At 64.5% G+C, this 14,625-nt stretch carries 15 protein-coding genes; 4 read left to right on the top strand and 11 right to left on the bottom strand.

Translation table 11 applies throughout. From position 1 onward, the window contains the following. Window positions 1–91 precede the first annotated feature (91 nt). Genes LB566_RS01750 through LB566_RS01740 form a run of 3 tightly spaced genes read right to left on the bottom strand, consistent with a single transcriptional unit; the run spans window position 92 to window position 1,984 of the window. The gene (locus tag LB566_RS01750; protein WP_224622716.1) at window positions 92–472 is read right to left on the bottom strand and encodes a nuclear transport factor 2 family protein; all 381 of its coding nucleotides are present in this window, start codon (window positions 470–472) and stop codon (window positions 92–94) included. Between the two features lie 17 nt (window positions 473–489). Continuing rightward, window positions 490–936, bottom strand: a complete 447-nt coding sequence (locus LB566_RS01745; RefSeq protein ID WP_224622714.1) for an OsmC family protein — start codon at window positions 934–936, stop codon at window positions 490–492. 37 nt (window positions 937–973) lie between these two features. Continuing rightward, complete coding sequence (locus LB566_RS01740; protein WP_224622712.1) at window positions 974–1,984, bottom strand: zinc-dependent alcohol dehydrogenase family protein; 1,011 nt, start codon at window positions 1,982–1,984, stop codon at window positions 974–976. Window positions 1,985–2,083: 99 nt separating this feature from the next. On the opposite strand from LB566_RS01740, the gene LB566_RS01735 reads away from it, so the two are divergent. Further along, entirely contained in the window at window positions 2,084–2,695 is a 612-nt protein-coding gene (locus LB566_RS01735) for a TetR/AcrR family transcriptional regulator (protein WP_224622711.1), read from the top strand. Between the two features lie 100 nt (window positions 2,696–2,795). On the opposite strand, the gene groL is transcribed toward LB566_RS01735, so the two are convergent. The 3 genes from groL to LB566_RS01720 form a co-directional block, all read right to left on the bottom strand. Beyond that, window positions 2,796–4,448, bottom strand: coding sequence for a chaperonin GroEL (groL, locus tag LB566_RS01730; protein WP_224622708.1), 1,653 nt, complete (start codon window positions 4,446–4,448; stop codon window positions 2,796–2,798). 69 nt (window positions 4,449–4,517) lie between these two features. Continuing rightward, the gene (gene groES / locus LB566_RS01725) at window positions 4,518–4,814 is read right to left on the bottom strand and encodes a co-chaperone GroES (RefSeq protein WP_006203049.1); all 297 of its coding nucleotides are present in this window, start codon (window positions 4,812–4,814) and stop codon (window positions 4,518–4,520) included. Window positions 4,815–5,210: 396 nt separating this feature from the next. Next, a complete protein-coding gene (locus tag LB566_RS01720; RefSeq protein ID WP_224622706.1) occupies window positions 5,211–5,837 on the bottom strand; it encodes a TetR/AcrR family transcriptional regulator in 627 nt (208 codons plus the stop codon). Between the two features lie 126 nt (window positions 5,838–5,963). Here LB566_RS01720 and LB566_RS01715 point away from each other — a divergent pair, with 126 nt between their 5' ends. From LB566_RS01715 to LB566_RS01705, 3 genes are read left to right on the top strand one after another with little or no spacing between them, the layout of a single operon-like run. After that, the gene (locus LB566_RS01715; protein WP_224622704.1) at window positions 5,964–7,145 is read left to right on the top strand and encodes an MFS transporter; all 1,182 of its coding nucleotides are present in this window, start codon (window positions 5,964–5,966) and stop codon (window positions 7,143–7,145) included. A gap of 12 nt (window positions 7,146–7,157) precedes the next feature. Continuing rightward, window positions 7,158–8,450, top strand: coding sequence for a D-arabinono-1,4-lactone oxidase (locus LB566_RS01710; protein WP_224622702.1), 1,293 nt, complete (start codon window positions 7,158–7,160; stop codon window positions 8,448–8,450). Then, window positions 8,447–9,586 carry a DSD1 family PLP-dependent enzyme gene (locus LB566_RS01705; RefSeq protein WP_224622700.1) on the top strand — a complete coding sequence of 380 codons (1,140 nt, stop codon included), beginning with the start codon at window positions 8,447–8,449 and terminating at the stop codon, window positions 9,584–9,586. The genes LB566_RS01710 and LB566_RS01705 overlap by 4 nt, the downstream gene beginning before the upstream one ends. A gap of 64 nt (window positions 9,587–9,650) precedes the next feature. On the opposite strand, the gene LB566_RS01700 is transcribed toward LB566_RS01705, so the two are convergent. The 5 genes from LB566_RS01700 to LB566_RS01680 form a co-directional block, all read right to left on the bottom strand. Further along, window positions 9,651–10,694: an ABC transporter permease gene (locus LB566_RS01700; RefSeq protein ID WP_140557115.1), complete on the bottom strand. Its 1,044-nt coding sequence runs from the start codon at window positions 10,692–10,694 to the stop codon at window positions 9,651–9,653. Beyond that, on the bottom strand, window positions 10,691–11,488 hold the full coding sequence (locus LB566_RS01695) for an ATP-binding cassette domain-containing protein (RefSeq protein WP_318012822.1): 798 nt from the start codon (window positions 11,486–11,488) through the stop codon (window positions 10,691–10,693). The genes LB566_RS01700 and LB566_RS01695 overlap by 4 nt, the downstream gene beginning before the upstream one ends. 85 nt (window positions 11,489–11,573) lie before the next feature. Further along, entirely contained in the window at window positions 11,574–12,581 is a 1,008-nt protein-coding gene (locus LB566_RS01690) for a substrate-binding domain-containing protein (protein WP_140549198.1), read from the bottom strand. Window positions 12,582–12,666: 85 nt separating this feature from the next. Then, window positions 12,667–13,572, bottom strand: coding sequence for a sugar phosphate isomerase/epimerase family protein (locus LB566_RS01685; protein ID WP_181172352.1), 906 nt, complete (start codon window positions 13,570–13,572; stop codon window positions 12,667–12,669). A 2-nt stretch (window positions 13,573–13,574) separates the two neighbouring features. After that, window positions 13,575–14,606, bottom strand: a complete 1,032-nt coding sequence (locus LB566_RS01680) for a Gfo/Idh/MocA family protein (protein ID WP_224622695.1) — start codon at window positions 14,604–14,606, stop codon at window positions 13,575–13,577. Window positions 14,607–14,625: the final 19 nt, after the last annotated feature.

Raw genomic sequence — 14,625 nt, 5'->3', positions numbered from 1 at the left:
TATGGTCTTTCTCGATCGTCGAATGGCGGTCGGGCTCAATTCCTAGCACAAACCGGTGTGTATTAGGAGTAACTCATATGGTGAAGCCGGCCTATCCCTTGACGTAGCCCATGGCCTCGACGATCCGGCCGCCCTCGACGCGCATCAGATTGACGCCGCGCAATGAATTGCCGTCCGCCATCCAGTAGCGCCAGCGGATCGTCGCCCGCTCGCCCGCCACAAAGGTCTCCTCGAGGCCGAAGCGCGTGCCGGCCTGGGTCGCGATCGCCGTCCATAGTCCGACGCAGGCTGACTTGCCGGCATGGCGCGCGCCGTCCGGCGCCGGCACGGTGTTTTCGATCACGCAATCCTCGCCCACCAGTTCGGCCAGCGCCGACGGGTCGTGCAACTGGAACACATCGTTGAAGCGCCGCATGATTTCGGCTGTCCGCCGCGACTCTGGATGGCTGTCCATGATGCTGTCTTGTCTCATCTCGTGCTTCTCCTGATTCATTGTTGCGTGGCGGTACCCAGGAGGGTCGCCTTGAGGTTGATCCGGGGCACGCCGGCCAGCGCGCGCGAGACGAGACAGCTTGCCTTGGCGGACTGGGCAAGGCGCTCGAACTGGTCTTCGGCGAGCCCCGCGACCTCGACCGCCGTTTCAAGGTCGATGCGGGTGATGGTCGGCCCGGCCTCCGTCGCTCCGAGGTGCACCCTGGCGATGGTGCGGATGTCCTGCGGAATATGACCTCCCTGGCCCAGGATGAAGGTCAGCGCCATAGAGAAACAGCCTGCATGCGCGGCCGCGATCAGTTCTTCCGGGTTGGTGCCGGGGCCGTTCTCGAAACGCGACGGAAAGGAATAAGCGCCTTCGAACACACCGCTGCCGAGCCGCAGCCGGCCTGAACCTTCCCTCAGCGTGCCTTGCCACTCGGCCGAAGCTTCACGAATTGTCATTGCTGTTCTCCCCTTCAGGTTCGATCGATGTTGAAGATCAGGCGCCGTCGATGACGACCTTCCCGAACACGTCGCCTTGCTGGAAATAGCGGTAGGCATCGCGGGCCTCGGCGAAGGGGAAGATTTTGTCGATCACCGGCCTCAACCGGTGCGCCGAGACGGCGTTGAGCATCGTTTCGAGGTTCGCGCGGCTGCCGACGAACAGACGGCCGATGGTGGCGAGGCTGCGCTGATAGACGGCGCCCGGGATCTGCACCGTTGCGCCCTTCGCATCCTGAATGGTGAGCAGCACGATGCGCCCGTAAAGCGCGCTGGCGATCATCGACTGCGCGAAGGTCGGCGGGCCGCCGGTTTCGACGGCAAGGTCGACACCGCCGGTCTCGCCACGCACCATCGCCCCCCATTCCGGCATGTCGATCGAGGAGACGACGAGGTCAGCCCCCATCGCCCGCAGCCTGCCGGCCTTCTCGGCGCGAGAGGTGACGGCGACGACGCGGCAGCCGAGCAGCTTGGCGAACTGCAACGCGAATAGCGAGACGCCGCCCGAGCCGATGACCAGAACCCATTGGCCGGGCTTGGGAATCTCCGCCCCGGTCAGTGCGTTCCAGGCTGTCAGGCCGGCGCAGCTCAGCGTTGCCGCCTCGCGCCAGTCGAGATGCTCGGGAAGTCGCACCGCCCATTGCTCGTCAAGCACGGCATATTCGCCGAGCATGCCATCCAGCGTGCAGCCCAACTGGTCGATCGGTCCGGCATTGATGCGGCCATCGATCCAGCGGGCGAAATAACTGCCGGTGACGCGGTCACCGACGGCAAAGCGTGTGACATCATCGCCGATGGCGACAACCTCGCCGGCGCCGTCGCTCAGCGGAACGATCCCGCGGCGCGGCGTCAAGGGGTAGGTGCCATTGAGGATCATCGTGTCGCGTCGGTTGAGCGAGGTGGCGCGCACCCGCACCACGATCTCCTGGGGCCTTGGCTCCGGCCGCACCTCTTCCCGCATCACCAGACATTCGGTTCCGCCCGAACCTTCAAGACGATAGCTGCGCATTTGGGTTCCGCTGAATATATAGACTGGTCTACATATTATGTAGACCAGTTGTCATATTCCTGGCAAGGGTTATAACGATCTCTCCTGACAGAGGTTGACATGGCAAACGACACGAGAGCCCGCATACTCGAAACGACCGGATTGCTGCTCAGGCGGCGCGGCTATCACGGCACTTCGCTCAACGATATTTTGAGCGCCAGCGGTGCCCCGCGCGGCTCGCTCTATTTCCACTTTCCCGGTGGCAAGGATCAGCTGGTCGTAGAAGTGACGCGCGCCAGCGTGGCCGAGGTGACTGAGAGGCTTGGCGCCGAGCTGGCGGCGGAAAGCGATCCGGCGGTTGCCGTCCACCACATTTACCAGTCGGTCGCTCGCATGCTGGAGGACAACGAATTCTCGCTCGGCTGCCCGGTCGCGCCGGTCGTGCTGGATGCGCCGAACGACGTGCCGGACTTGGAGGAAATCTGCCGCTCCGCTTTCGAGCAGTGGATTGGCCTGCTGCGCCAGGCGTTTGCTAAGGCAGGGGTGGTCGAGCGCCGCGCCCGGGCGCTGGCGCTGTTGGTCGAGTCCTCGCTGGAAGGCCTGATGGTGATTGCCCGCGCCACCCGCGATCGCTCATCGATCAACGTCGTGGCCGATGAGGTGGCTGCCCTGATCGAGCAGGCAGTCCTCGCGGGCAAGGCGACGCGGCAAGCAGAGAACACTGCTGTCTGACGCTGGTTCCAACCGACTACGGTGGAGCAAAGCCTGAATGTGCAAAGAAAAGGGCGGCATCGCTGCCGCCCTTTCCGCATGCATAAAGCAGATGGCTGGATTAGAAATCCATGCCGCCCATGCCGCCCATGCCGCCGCCGGGCATACCGCCAGGCATACCGCCAGCCGACTCCTTCTTCGGAGCCTCGGCGATCATGGCTTCGGTGGTGACCAGCAGGCCGGCGACCGAGGCCGCGTCCTGGAGAGCCGTACGCACGACCTTGACCGGATCGACGATACCCATGGCGATCATGTCGCCATATTCGCCGGTCTGGGCGTTGTAGCCGAAGGTCGCGCCCTTGTTCTCGAGGATCTTGCCAGCAACGATCGATGCTTCCGCACCGGCGTTGGCAGCGATCTGACGGGCCGGAGCCTGCAGTGCGCGGCGCACGATGTTGATGCCGGCGGCCTGGTCGGAGTTGACGCCGGTGGCCTTGAGGTTGCCCGAAGCGCGCAGCAGGGCCACGCCACCGCCGGCAACGATGCCTTCTTCCACGGCCGCGCGGGTCGCGTTGAGGGCGTCATCGACGCGGTCCTTCTTTTCCTTCACTTCCACTTCGGTCGCACCGCCGACGCGGATCACGGCAACACCGCCGGCGAGCTTGGCCAGACGTTCCTGCAGCTTCTCCTTGTCGTAGTCCGAGGTGGTCTCCTCGATCTGCTGCTTGATCTGGGCAACGCGGCCCTGGATCTCGGCCTTCTTGCCGGCGCCGTCGACGATGGTGGTGTTCTCCTTCGAGATCGACACCTTCTTGGCGCGGCCGAGCATGTTGAGGCCGACATTCTCGAGCTTGATGCCGAGGTCTTCGGAGATGACCTGGCCACCGGTCAGGATGGCGATGTCTTCCAGCATGGCCTTGCGGCGGTCACCGAAGCCCGGAGCCTTGACGGCGGCGATCTTCAGGCCGCCACGCAGCTTGTTGACGACCAGCGTGGCCAGGGCCTCGCCTTCGACGTCTTCGGAGATGATGAGCAGCGGCTTGGAGGTCTGCACGACCGCTTCCAGGACCGGCAGCATGGCCTGCAGGTTGGAGAGCTTCTTCTCGTGGAGCAGGATGTAGGCGTCCTCGAGATCGGCAACCATCTTATCGGGGTTGGTGACGAAGTAGGGCGAGAGATAGCCGCGATCGAACTGCATGCCTTCGACGACCTCGAGTTCGGTCTCGGCGGTCTTGGCTTCCTCGACGGTGATGACGCCTTCGTTGCCGACCTTCTGCATCGCTTCCGCGATCATCTTGCCGACCGACTCGTCGCCATTGGCCGAGATCGTGCCGACCTGGGCAACTTCCTCGGAGGTCTTGATCTTCTTGGCGGCCTTGCCGAGAGCTGCGACCACTTCGGTCACGGCCAGGTCGATGCCGCGCTTCAGGTCCATCGGGTTCATGCCGGCGGCAACCGCCTTGTGGCCTTCCTGGACGATCGACTGCGCCAGAACGGTCGCGGTCGTGGTGCCGTCGCCGGCGATGTCGTTGGTCTTCGAAGCGACTTCGCGGACCATCTGCGCGCCCATGTTCTCGAACTTGTCCTCAAGCTCGATTTCCTTGGCGACGGTGACGCCGTCCTTGGTGATGCGCGGTGCGCCGAACGACTTGTCGATGACGACGTTGCGGCCCTTGGGGCCGAGCGTGACCTTCACCGCGTCGGCGAGGATGTTGACGCCGCGCAGCATGCGCTCACGGGCGTCGCGGGAGAATTTTACGTCTTTGGCAGCCATGTTCAACTCCTGGCAGGGGCTCGGATTGAGCCCGAAGATTCAAGATTCAGGTGACGGAAAGGCCGATATTCAGCCGATGATGCCCATGATGTCGGATTCCTTCATGATCAGAAGGTCTTCGCCATTGAGCTTGACTTCGGTGCCCGACCACTTGCCGAACAGGATGCGGTCGCCAGCCTTGACGTCCAGGGGCACGAGCTTGCCAGCTTCGTCGCGGGCGCCGGAGCCGACGGCGATGATCTCGCCTTCCTGCGGCTTTTCCTTCGCCGTGTCCGGGATGATGATCCCGCCGGCGGTCTTGGATTCGGATTCGACCCGGCGTACGACCACGCGGTCATGAAGCGGGCGGAACTTCGACTTTGCCATGTTTTCTTCCTCGATGAGAACGGTGAGAAACAGTTCCTCCGTCCGGCGAAGCCGGACAATCTACAAAGCCCGGCGGAGCCGGGCCTGTGGTTAGCACTCACCAAGGGCGAGTGCTAACGTGGCGGTGAAATAGGCTGCTGGCCGGCGAGAGTCAAGGCGCGTGCGATCGGACAGCGGCGCGAAATTTGTTTTCCGTCAGAGCCTCCTCGCAGAACGCGCCGGTTGCCGCTGGCCTCTCATGCAAAATGCGCCGGTTCCGCCGGCAATCGACGGCAGAACACGGCGCGAAGGGGGGCTCTGCCGCTGCCGGTCAGAGATCCATGCCGCCCGACACTTCGATACGCAAGACGTGTCGACGTCACGGGAGAGTGGGGCGCGAAAGCCGCCGCCGGAAAACTATAGAAACAATCTCAGTTGCGCATGGATGATGGACCTGTAGTCGTCGATCGTGCGGCGACCCTCCTTCTCGTCCTGCGTCAGTGCCAGCCGCACGACCCCGCCGGCAAGCTGGAAGATCAGGAACACCACGCGCGCGAAGTCTTCGCGCCGGTCGGGCCGCAGCATCGGAGCGACGTGGTCGCAGAACATCTTGGCCTGGTGCCTTGTCTCTGCGATGTCGAGGTTCTGCAGCGCCTTGTCGGCCTGGATCGCGTTCTGCAGATCCTGGATGGCCGGGTCGTCGGCAACGCGCCGGTAATAGTCCTCGAGCATGCGGTCCGCGGCAGTCGTTACGTCCTCAAGCCCGCTTATTTCTGTGATGATCGCACCGAAGCGTGCTCGGCTTTCCTCCGAGAAGCGCTCATAGAGCATCGCCAGGATCGCCGATTTGTTGGGAAAATAATGGTAGACGGTGGCGATCGGTCCACCCGCCAGAGCGCCCACCTCCTTCATCGTCACGGCGTCGATGCCTTTTTCGCCGATCAGCCGCATGGCCGTCGAAAGGATCGCGTCGATGCGTTCGCGGCTCCGCTCCTGCTTTGGCCTGCGCCTCGGCTCCGTCCCCGTCCGCCTTGCTTCCGCCATGCGCCCAATCTCTCGCGAGAGCTTCAACATTCCCGGTTGACAAGAAACATGATCAAGTATCAGTTTCGTAATGCTGACAAGTTGTCAGTTTTTTTATCGCGCTGCAAGGACGTTGGGAGGCGCCTCGTGACTGCGACACAAGCCGCACAAGCGGAAAATGGCGATTGGCTGGTCGGCAATCCGACCGGCGTCGAGCTCGGCTCCGCATTATGGATCGGCTCGGTCGGGCTGCTGATCCTCGGGCTTCAGCCCGTGCTGCTTGGCGCGCTCTACACCGAGGGCCATGTCAGTGGCGATGAGCTGGCGCTGGTCGCCACGGCGGAGATGATCGCGATCGCCATCGGTTCAGCCGTGGTGGCGATGCTGCTTTCCGCGCGCAACATGCGCTGGAAAAGCGCCGTCCTTTTGATCCTACTGGCCCTGGCGAATGTATGGACCGCCCATGCCGCAAGCGCCAATGCGCTGATCGCCGCCCGCGCCATCGCCGGGCTGGCTGAGGGCGGCCTGGTCGCGATCGCCACCGAACTGATCGCCCGTTCGCGCCGGGCCGAGCGCATCGGCGGCTATTTCGTGACGCTGCAGACCCTGGCGCAATGCGCGCTCGCTCTGCTTTTGGCGCTCTATGTCATCCCCGCCGCCGGGTCGTCCGGCGGCTTCATCGTGCTTGCCGTCGTCTGCGTCGTTTCGCTGGCGGCCGCTTTCACCGTACCCGGTGACTACGCCGACCTGCCGAAAGAGGAGAACCTGGCCAATGTGCTGACGGTTCCGTCGATCACCGCGCTATTCTCGGTCTTCTGCTACTTCATGTTCTTCGGCGCGATCTGGGCCTTCCTGGAGCCGCTCGGTGCGCAGTATGGGATTGATAGCTGGACGGTCGGCCTGATCGTCTCGGCCAGCCTGGCGACGCAGGTTCTGGGCGCGATGACGGCAACCGTATTCGAGGCGCGCATCGATTACCGGATCGCCATTACGGCCATCGGTGCCGTCGCGCTGGTCTCCTCCCTTGTTCTTGCCAGCGCACCTGGCCTGACGACATTCTGGATCGCCGCCTTGGTCATGGGCTTCATCCTGTTGTTCATCGTGCCCTACCAGATCCGCCTGGCGATCACCGCCGACGAGACGCGCACGGCCGTGCTGCTGGTGCCGGCGGCACAACTGCTCGGCCTGGCGATAGGCCCGATCGCGGCGTCGTTGCTGATCGTCGGCAAGGATTTCCGGCCGGTGCCCGAATTCGCCGCTGCAAGCGCCTTTGCCAGCGTGGCGCTGCTTGGTCTGTTCGTGACCATTAAGCGCCGTCGGCGCGCGTGACGGGACGGCCGGATGTCGACAATCACCGCGCAAAACTGGAGCAACTGGTCAGGCTTCGTGCGCGCCGAGCCGAAGCTGGTCGCCGCCCCCGCCGACGCCGGTGAGCTTGCCTACCTGGTGCGCACGGCACCCGGACCTCTGCGCGTGGCGGGTGCTGGCCACTCCTTCACGCCGCTGGTGGCATCGCAAGGCTCGATCGTTTCCCTGGAAAAGATCGAGGGGCTGGTCTCGCACGATGTGCAAAGCCATCACGCGCGGGTGCGGGCAGGGACGCGGCTTGGTCCGCTGATGCACATGCTGCAAGGCATCGGGCAGGGCCTGCCCAATATGGGCGACATTGACCGCCAGGCGATCGGCGGCGCACTGGGCACCGCAACCCATGGTTCCGGACTGACGCTGGGTGCTTACCACACCCGGTTGGAGACGGTGCAGATCGTGGACGGGCGGGGCGAATTGCGCGAATTCGATCGGACCCGCGACCAGGACATGATCCATGCGATGGGCGTTGCGCTCGGCGCCTTCGGCATCTTGAGCGAAGTCACGCTGAACAACATCGCGACCTACCGGTTGCGCCGCCGCAAGTGGGTGCTGCCGATCGCCGACATGCTGCGCGATTTCGAGACGATGATGGCCGCGCACCGCTCGGCCGAATTCTACTACATTCCGTTTTCCGGCTACGCGCAGTTCATCGCCAGCGACCTCAGCGACGCGAACTCGACCACCAGGCCTACCGAGGACGACGAGGCCGGCCTGGCGACGCTGCGCAAGCTGAGCAGGGCACTGCGCCGGTTGCCGTGGCTGCGCCGCTCATTGATCCGCGGCGCCGTGAAAAAGGTGCCGGCCGAGGATTATGTGCAGGACTGGCTCAAAGTCTATGCCAGCGACCGCCAGACCAAGTTCAACGAGATGGAATATCATCTGCCCTTCGAGGAGGGGCCGAAGGTGATCACGCAGATCATCGAGCTGACCGAGAAGCACTTTCCGGAGGTTTATTTTCCGATGGAGGTGCGCTCGGTGGCACCCGACATGTTCTGGCTTTCGCCCTTCTACAAGCGTCTGACCTGCTCGATCGCCATTCACCACGATGCCGCCAATGACCCTGAGCCCTTCATGCGGGCGGCCGAGCCGATCTTCCGCAGGCATGGCGGCCGGCCGCATTGGGGCAAGATGCACAGCCTGAAGGCGGCGGATTTCAAAAAGCTCTATCCGCGCTGGGATGAGGCCATGGCCGTTCGGCGAGACATCGATCCTGAGAACCGTTTCGTCTCGCCCTACATGGCCGGCCTGTTCGGCATCGGCCAATGAGCGGCTATTTCACCGCCCTGTCGGATGCTTTGAGGGCGGCCGGCGTCTTTCAGCCTTGTCTCGTGCTCGACCGCGACCGGCTGGACCGCAACATCGACCTGGTGAAGCAGAGACTGGCGCCCGGCCTTGCCGTGCGGCTGGTCGACAAGTCGCTTGCTTGCCTGCCGCTGCTTTCGCACATCGCCGGGGCGCTCGGCACCCGTCGCTTCATGACGTTTCATCCGCCGATCACAAGGGCCGTGCTCAACGCTTTTCCCGATGCCGACATGCTCTACGGCAAGCCGATGCCGGTCGGCGCGGCAAAGCAAGCGATTTCAAGCGGCACCGCCGACTGGTCGCGCGTCTGCTGGCTGATCGACAGCGAGGAGAGACTGACGGAATACGGCGCTCTGGCCGCCGAACTGGACATCGGCTTGCGCATCGCTTTCGAGATCGATGTCGGGCTGCATCGGGGCGGGTTCGCCGAACCGCAGGCCCTGTCGAAGGCATTGAACGCGCTGCCCGCCCGGTTGCGCTGCGAAGGCGTCATGGCCTACGAGGCGCACGCGCCGCATATTCCCGGTCTGTTCGGCGGTCCCGAAAAGGCGCTGGCGGAGGCGTCGCAGCGGGCTGCGGCGTTCATCGCGGCTCTCGGCGAGGAGCAGCGCCGAACACTGAACATCGGCGGCTCGAAGACCGCATTGCTTCATCGTGGCGGCATGGCCAGCGAAGTGTCGGTCGGGTCGGCCTTCGTGCTGCCCGGCGATTTCGACACGCCCGGGCTCGACGGCTTCCAGCCCGCGGCCTTCATCGCCACGCCTATCCTCAAGGTGGTCGAGCCGATGCTGCCAGGCCCGCCGGCGGTCACCCGTCTGCTGCAGGCGCTCGGCCGGTTTCCGCGCAAGGGCTGCTATCTCTATGGCGGCAAATGGATGGCGGAACCGATGTTTCCCGAAGGCATGAAGGCCAATGGCCTGCTTGGCCATTCCTCGAACCAGCAATTCATGGGCCTACCCGGCGATGCCACCACCAGGTCCGGCGACTACGTCTTCCTGCGCCCAACGCAGAGCGAGGCGGTGCTGCAGCAGTTCGGATCGATCGCGGTGTTTTCGGGCGGCAGGCTCGTGGACCGCTGGCCCGCGCTGCCGATGGGGTAGGACATTGCGGCCATTGCTGTCACCACTTGGATGAGCTCGGACGGTCGTGCCGAACGGCAATGCTTCAGCGGTAGCGCGCCTGGTTCCAGCGGTGGCCGAGCAGCGACAGGATGATGATCAGCCCGTTGAAGAACTGCACATAGAAGCCGCTGAGGCCGGCGGCGACGACGCCGGTCTGGATGAACGCCACGGTCAGCGCGCCGATCGCGCCGCCAAGCACGGTACCGATGCCGCCCCAGGTCGGCGTGCCGCCGACGAACACCGAAGCCAGCACCGGCAACAGATAGCCGTCGCCGGCTGTTGGCCACCAGGTGAAGTTGATCATCGTCGAGAAGGTGCCGCCGATCGCTGCCCCGATGCCGACGAAGACGAACACCTTGACCTTCACCCGCTTGACGTCGATGCCCATCTGCTGGGCGCTGTCGGGATTGTCGCCGACCACCTTCACCTGCGCGCCGAAGCGGTGGCGGTTGTAGAGCAGCGCGGCGAAGACGACGAAGGCGAGCGCCCACAGGATCTGCACCGGAATCCCGTAAACCTGGCTGGAGAAGATCGTATAGGTCCAGCTTTGGCCGAGTGTCGGCAGCGCGGTCGACTTGCCTTCGTTGATGATCTGGATCAGCCCGCGCAGCAGGAAGTTCATGCCGAGCGTGGCGATCAGCGACGACAGGCTGCCATAGACGACCAGCACGCCGACCAGGAAGCCGAGCAGCATGCCGGTGGCGAGTGCCGCGACGATGCCGAGGAACGGATCGTAGCCGGCCTGAACGACCAGCGCGAAAACCCAGGAGGCAAAACCCATCGTGGCCGGAAACGACAGGTCGATCTCGCCGGCGGTGACGACAAAGACCAGCGGCACGACCACGAACAGCGCCACCGGCAGCGTGGTCAGCACGGAGCTGTAAAGAAACCAGGTGGTGAACACCGTCGGATTGGCGATGGTGAAGGCGACCATCATCACCACGAACACGCCGAGCGTGCCCAGCGCCGCGCGATTGTCGAGAACGAAGCCGCGCAGCAAATGATCGGACGGGTGCTTCCACGCCGCTTCACCCATTTCGGTATGGGGCGAGGGGGCCTGGCGATTGGGTTCGGCGATGTTGCTCATGGCCTTGTGTCCTCCGCGCGCTGGGCTTCGCTCAAGCCGGGCAGTCCGCCGGGATGCGCGAGGTCTTCCATGAAATTGACGAGCGTGTCGGCCGACTTGATGTCGCGTTTGTCGACCTGAAGCGCCACAGTGCCACGATCGATCACGACGAAACGGTCGGCGATGTCGAAGACATGGTGGATGTTGTGGCCGATGAACAGGATCGAGCGCCCGCTCGCCCGCACCTGGCGCACGAAGTGGAAGACCTTGGCGGTTTCGGTCAGCGACAGAGCCGTCGTCGGCTCGTCGAGGATGATCAGGTCGGCCTGCTTGTAGATGGCGCGCGCGATCGCCACGCCCTGGCGTTCGCCGCCGGAGAGCTGGCCGACGACGGACTGCGGCGTGAACACTTTCGAGGTGAAGCCGATCTCGCGCATCAGCCGGCTCGCCTCCTTGATTTCGGTGCCGACCTTCAGCCAGCCGAGGAAACCGGTGAGTTCGCGCCCCATGAAGATATTGCGCACGATGGTCTGCTGCACGGCCAGCGCACGGTCCTGGAATACCGTCTCGATGCCGGCGTCGCGCGAACGCGCCGCGTTCCAGCCGGTGACCGGCTTGCCGCGAACGAGGATCTCGCCGCTGGTGGGCTTGACCGCGCCGGCAAGAATCTTGATCAGCGTCGACTTGCCGGCGCCATTGTCGCCGATCAGTCCGACCACCTCGCCGCGGTCGACGCTGAGATTGACCCCACCAAGCGCATAGACCTGGCCGTAGGATTTCGTGATATCGCGCAGTTCGATGATGCGTTCGGCCATCGGGTCCTCGCTTGCGTGTCGCATGCCGGCTCTCGCCGGCGGTCCCGCCGGCCGGGCCTGAGCCCCCGGCCGGCGGCTTGGGAGGTCAGCGCAGTGCCTGCTTGGCCAGTTCCGCGACGATCTTGTAATTCTCAGGCGTGACGAAGCCGGCGCCCGTATCGACATTCATCGGTGCCAGCCCCAGCACCACTTGCTGGCAGAGGCTGAGGATCGGCAGATAGCCCTGCATGAACGGCTGCTGGTCGGCGGTCAGTTGCACCCAGCCGCCCTTGAAGGCCTCGACGATCTGCGGGCTGGTGTCGAAGCCGAAATTGAAGATGTCGCCCGGCTTCCGGCCCGCCGCCGTCATATAGGTCTGGACGTTGCCAAGCATCTGCCCGCCGGGATAGCCGACGGCCTTCACGCCGGGATTATTGAGCAAGGCGGCGGTGATCACCGGGATCGCCAGATTCGGATCGGCTGCCCACTCGGTCGCGGAATTGATTTGAACGACATCGATGCCGGCCTCTTTCAAGGCGGAGACGGTTCCACGCTCGCGCGCGCCGCGGCTCTCATTCTCGAACGGGCCGATCATGATCGCCTTGTCACCGGCCTTGAGCTTGGCGAGCTTGAAGGCTTCCGCGCCGAGCGCGCGGCCCTGCTGTTCCTGCTGGGCGCCGACATAGCCGCCGCCGAAGGCCGCCACCACCGTCGGCACCGGCACGTTCTGGTACATCATCTTGATGCCGTCCTTATGCGCCTGTTCGGCCAGCGGCATGATGGCGGCGTCGCCGGGGTGGCCCATCATGGCAATGCCGTTGGGCTTGACGGCGACCGCCTCGCGCAGTTGCTGGACCATCTTTTCGATATCCCAGCCTGAGAAGATGTAGTCGACCTTCGGTCCGAGATCGGCCGCAGCCTGCTTGGCGCCATTGTAGACGATGGTGCCGAAGGCGTCGCCCTCGGCGCCGCCGACGAAGAAGCGGATGTGGACGTCCTTGCACCATTGCGCGTCGAGCGCCTGTGCCGGCAAGGTGGAGATGGCGGCGGCGAGCGCCGTGGCGGCCGCCACGACGCTCGTGCGCAGAAGTGTCGTTCTCTTGGCGATGCTCATGCACGTTCCTCCCTTTTGTCCTCGCGAGCGAGGGTTTCGACATCTGCTTCGGCAACCCTGGCCGGCTCCTCCCGCCGGCCAATCCTCACGTCGGGTTCGGCAGGTAGCTCACGCCTCCCCTGCATTGCTGGAGGTATTCCAGCGCGCGGACCTGGCCTGTCATTTCGAGATCGTCGCGGTAGACCGGGTCGTGCCAGCCTTCGATGTCGATGGCGCCGCGATAGCCGGCCAGGCGCAATTCGCTGATCACGCGCGTCCAGTCGCTGTCGCCGAAGCCGGGCGTGCGCATCTGCACGAAGGGCAGGCGGCCGAAAACGCCGTGCTCGCGGATGACATCCCAGCGCACCGTCGCGTCCTTGCCGTGGACATGGAAGATGCGCGGCGCCCATTTGCGGATCTGCGGGATCGGGTCGATCAGATAGACCAACTGATGGCAGGGCTCCCATTCCAGGCCCAGATTCTCATCCGGCAATTCGTTGAACATCAGTTCCCAGGCGTCCGGATTATGGGCGATGTTCCAGTCGCCGGCGGCCCAGTTGCCATCCATGGCGCAATTCTCGAAGGCGATGCGCACGCCCTTGTCGGCCGCGCGCCTGGCCAATTCTCCCCAGACTTCGCGGTAGCGCGGCAGGCTGTCTGTCAGCGGCTTGCCGCGGATGCGGCCGGTAAAACCGCTGACCAGATTGGTGCCGAACAGATGCGCGCTGTCGATCACCGTTTCCCAAGCCTTGAGCACGCCGCGGTCGGTGTCGCCGCTCTCGAGTGGATTGCCGAACACGCCGATCGAGCTGACGCTGACATCGGCATCGCCGATGGCGTCGCGGATTTCGCCGGCGAGCCGCCCCAGATCCTTGCCGCCCAGCGTCTGCCAGAAGAAGGGCTGGACGCTCTCGAAACCGAGCGGCAGGATCTGCCTGATATAGGCGGCCGGATCTTCGAGATTGGCCCGCACCATGGTGCCGATCCTGATGTCGAGAAGCGGGTTCGGCATGGTCATCCTTCCTGCCTGGGGATTTCGATCCGGCGCCCGGTCTCCGCACTTTCGATCGCCGCGAAAACCATGGCCAGGCTCTTGATGTTGTCGGCGCCGCGCGTCTCCGGCTCGGTGCCGGTTTCCACGGCGCGGACGAAATCTTCTATGACGCCGAGATGCCCGCCGATGCGGTCGGCAGGGTCGAGCGGCGGCACCGCTACCGGCACGACCTTGTCGAGCAGGCCTTCGCGTTCCGGCAGCACGGCTTCGGCCTTCAAATCGTCATGACCATCCCAGGTCAGGCTGCCGCGTTCGCCGATGATGCGCCAACTGCCTTCCCAACTGGTGCGGAAGCCGTCGGCGCACCAGCTGCCGCGATAGGTGAACATCTTGCCCTGGCCGAGTTCGAAGGTGGCGCTTGCCGACGATCCCTGCCGGTACCAGGAATTGGCCGGCTCCCATTCCCGGCAATACACTTCGGTCGGCTCGCCATCGACCATGTAGCGGGCCGCGTCGAATGTATGGATTGCCATGTCGAGCAGCAGCACGTGGCGCATGTCTTCGCGGAAACCGCCGAAATGCGGCGCAACGAAAAAATCGGCATGGATGCTGGTCGCAGCGCCGATGGCGCCGGAGCCGAGAAAGCGGTGGATGCGCCGGACGTTGGCGACGTAGCGGCGGTTCTGCACGACGGCATGGATGCGCCGGGCGCGCCGGGCCGCGCCGATGATGGCGCGCGCATTGTCCGAGCTGTCGGCCAGCGGCTTTTCCGTCAAAAGATGACAACGATGGGCGAAGGCGGAGTTGGCGACGTCGCGGCGGGCGGCGGGCACGACCACGTCGAACACCGCATCGGGTCGGGTCTGGTCGAGAATGGCGTCGAGATCGGTCCCGATCGCGACCCCGGCGAGGTCATATTCGCGGGCCCGCTGGCGCGCCCTGTCGGCGTCGAGGTCGACGAGGCCGACGATCCTGACGGCAGGGGATTGGCGGGCGGCCTCGAGCCAGGTTTTGCTCATGGCTCCGCACCCGACCAGGACGACGTGCATCATCCAGCGCTCCTCCGGCCAA

This window comes from Mesorhizobium sp. CA13, from assembly GCF_020165235.1.
Lineage (GTDB): Bacteria > Pseudomonadota > Alphaproteobacteria > Rhizobiales > Rhizobiaceae > Mesorhizobium.
This window is presented reverse-complemented; position numbering and strand designations above follow the sequence as displayed.

Excerpts from the sequence above, each read along its gene's own strand:
- LB566_RS01750 (WP_224622716.1), bottom strand. The coding sequence starts at position 472 with ATGAGACAAGACAGCATCATGGACAGCCATCCAGAGTCGCGGCGGACA.
- LB566_RS01745 (WP_224622714.1), bottom strand. The coding sequence starts at position 936 with ATGACAATTCGTGAAGCTTCGGCCGAGTGGCAAGGCACGCTGAGGGAA.
- LB566_RS01740 (WP_224622712.1), bottom strand. The coding sequence starts at position 1,984 with ATGCGCAGCTATCGTCTTGAAGGTTCGGGCGGAACCGAATGTCTGGTG.
- LB566_RS01735 (WP_224622711.1), top strand. The coding sequence starts at position 2,084 with ATGGCAAACGACACGAGAGCCCGCATACTCGAAACGACCGGATTGCTG.
- groL (WP_224622708.1), bottom strand. The coding sequence starts at position 4,448 with ATGGCTGCCAAAGACGTAAAATTCTCCCGCGACGCCCGTGAGCGCATG.
- groES (WP_006203049.1), bottom strand. The coding sequence starts at position 4,814 with ATGGCAAAGTCGAAGTTCCGCCCGCTTCATGACCGCGTGGTCGTACGC.
- LB566_RS01720 (WP_224622706.1), bottom strand. The coding sequence starts at position 5,837 with ATGGCGGAAGCAAGGCGGACGGGGACGGAGCCGAGGCGCAGGCCAAAG.
- LB566_RS01710 (WP_224622702.1), top strand. The coding sequence starts at position 7,158 with ATGTCGACAATCACCGCGCAAAACTGGAGCAACTGGTCAGGCTTCGTG.
- LB566_RS01705 (WP_224622700.1), top strand. The coding sequence starts at position 8,447 with ATGAGCGGCTATTTCACCGCCCTGTCGGATGCTTTGAGGGCGGCCGGC.
- LB566_RS01700 (WP_140557115.1), bottom strand. The coding sequence starts at position 10,694 with ATGAGCAACATCGCCGAACCCAATCGCCAGGCCCCCTCGCCCCATACC.
- LB566_RS01695 (WP_318012822.1), bottom strand. The coding sequence starts at position 11,488 with ATGGCCGAACGCATCATCGAACTGCGCGATATCACGAAATCCTACGGC.
- LB566_RS01690 (WP_140549198.1), bottom strand. The coding sequence starts at position 12,581 with ATGAGCATCGCCAAGAGAACGACACTTCTGCGCACGAGCGTCGTGGCG.
- LB566_RS01685 (WP_181172352.1), bottom strand. The coding sequence starts at position 13,572 with ATGCCGAACCCGCTTCTCGACATCAGGATCGGCACCATGGTGCGGGCC.
- LB566_RS01680 (WP_224622695.1), bottom strand. The coding sequence starts at position 14,606 with ATGATGCACGTCGTCCTGGTCGGGTGCGGAGCCATGAGCAAAACCTGG.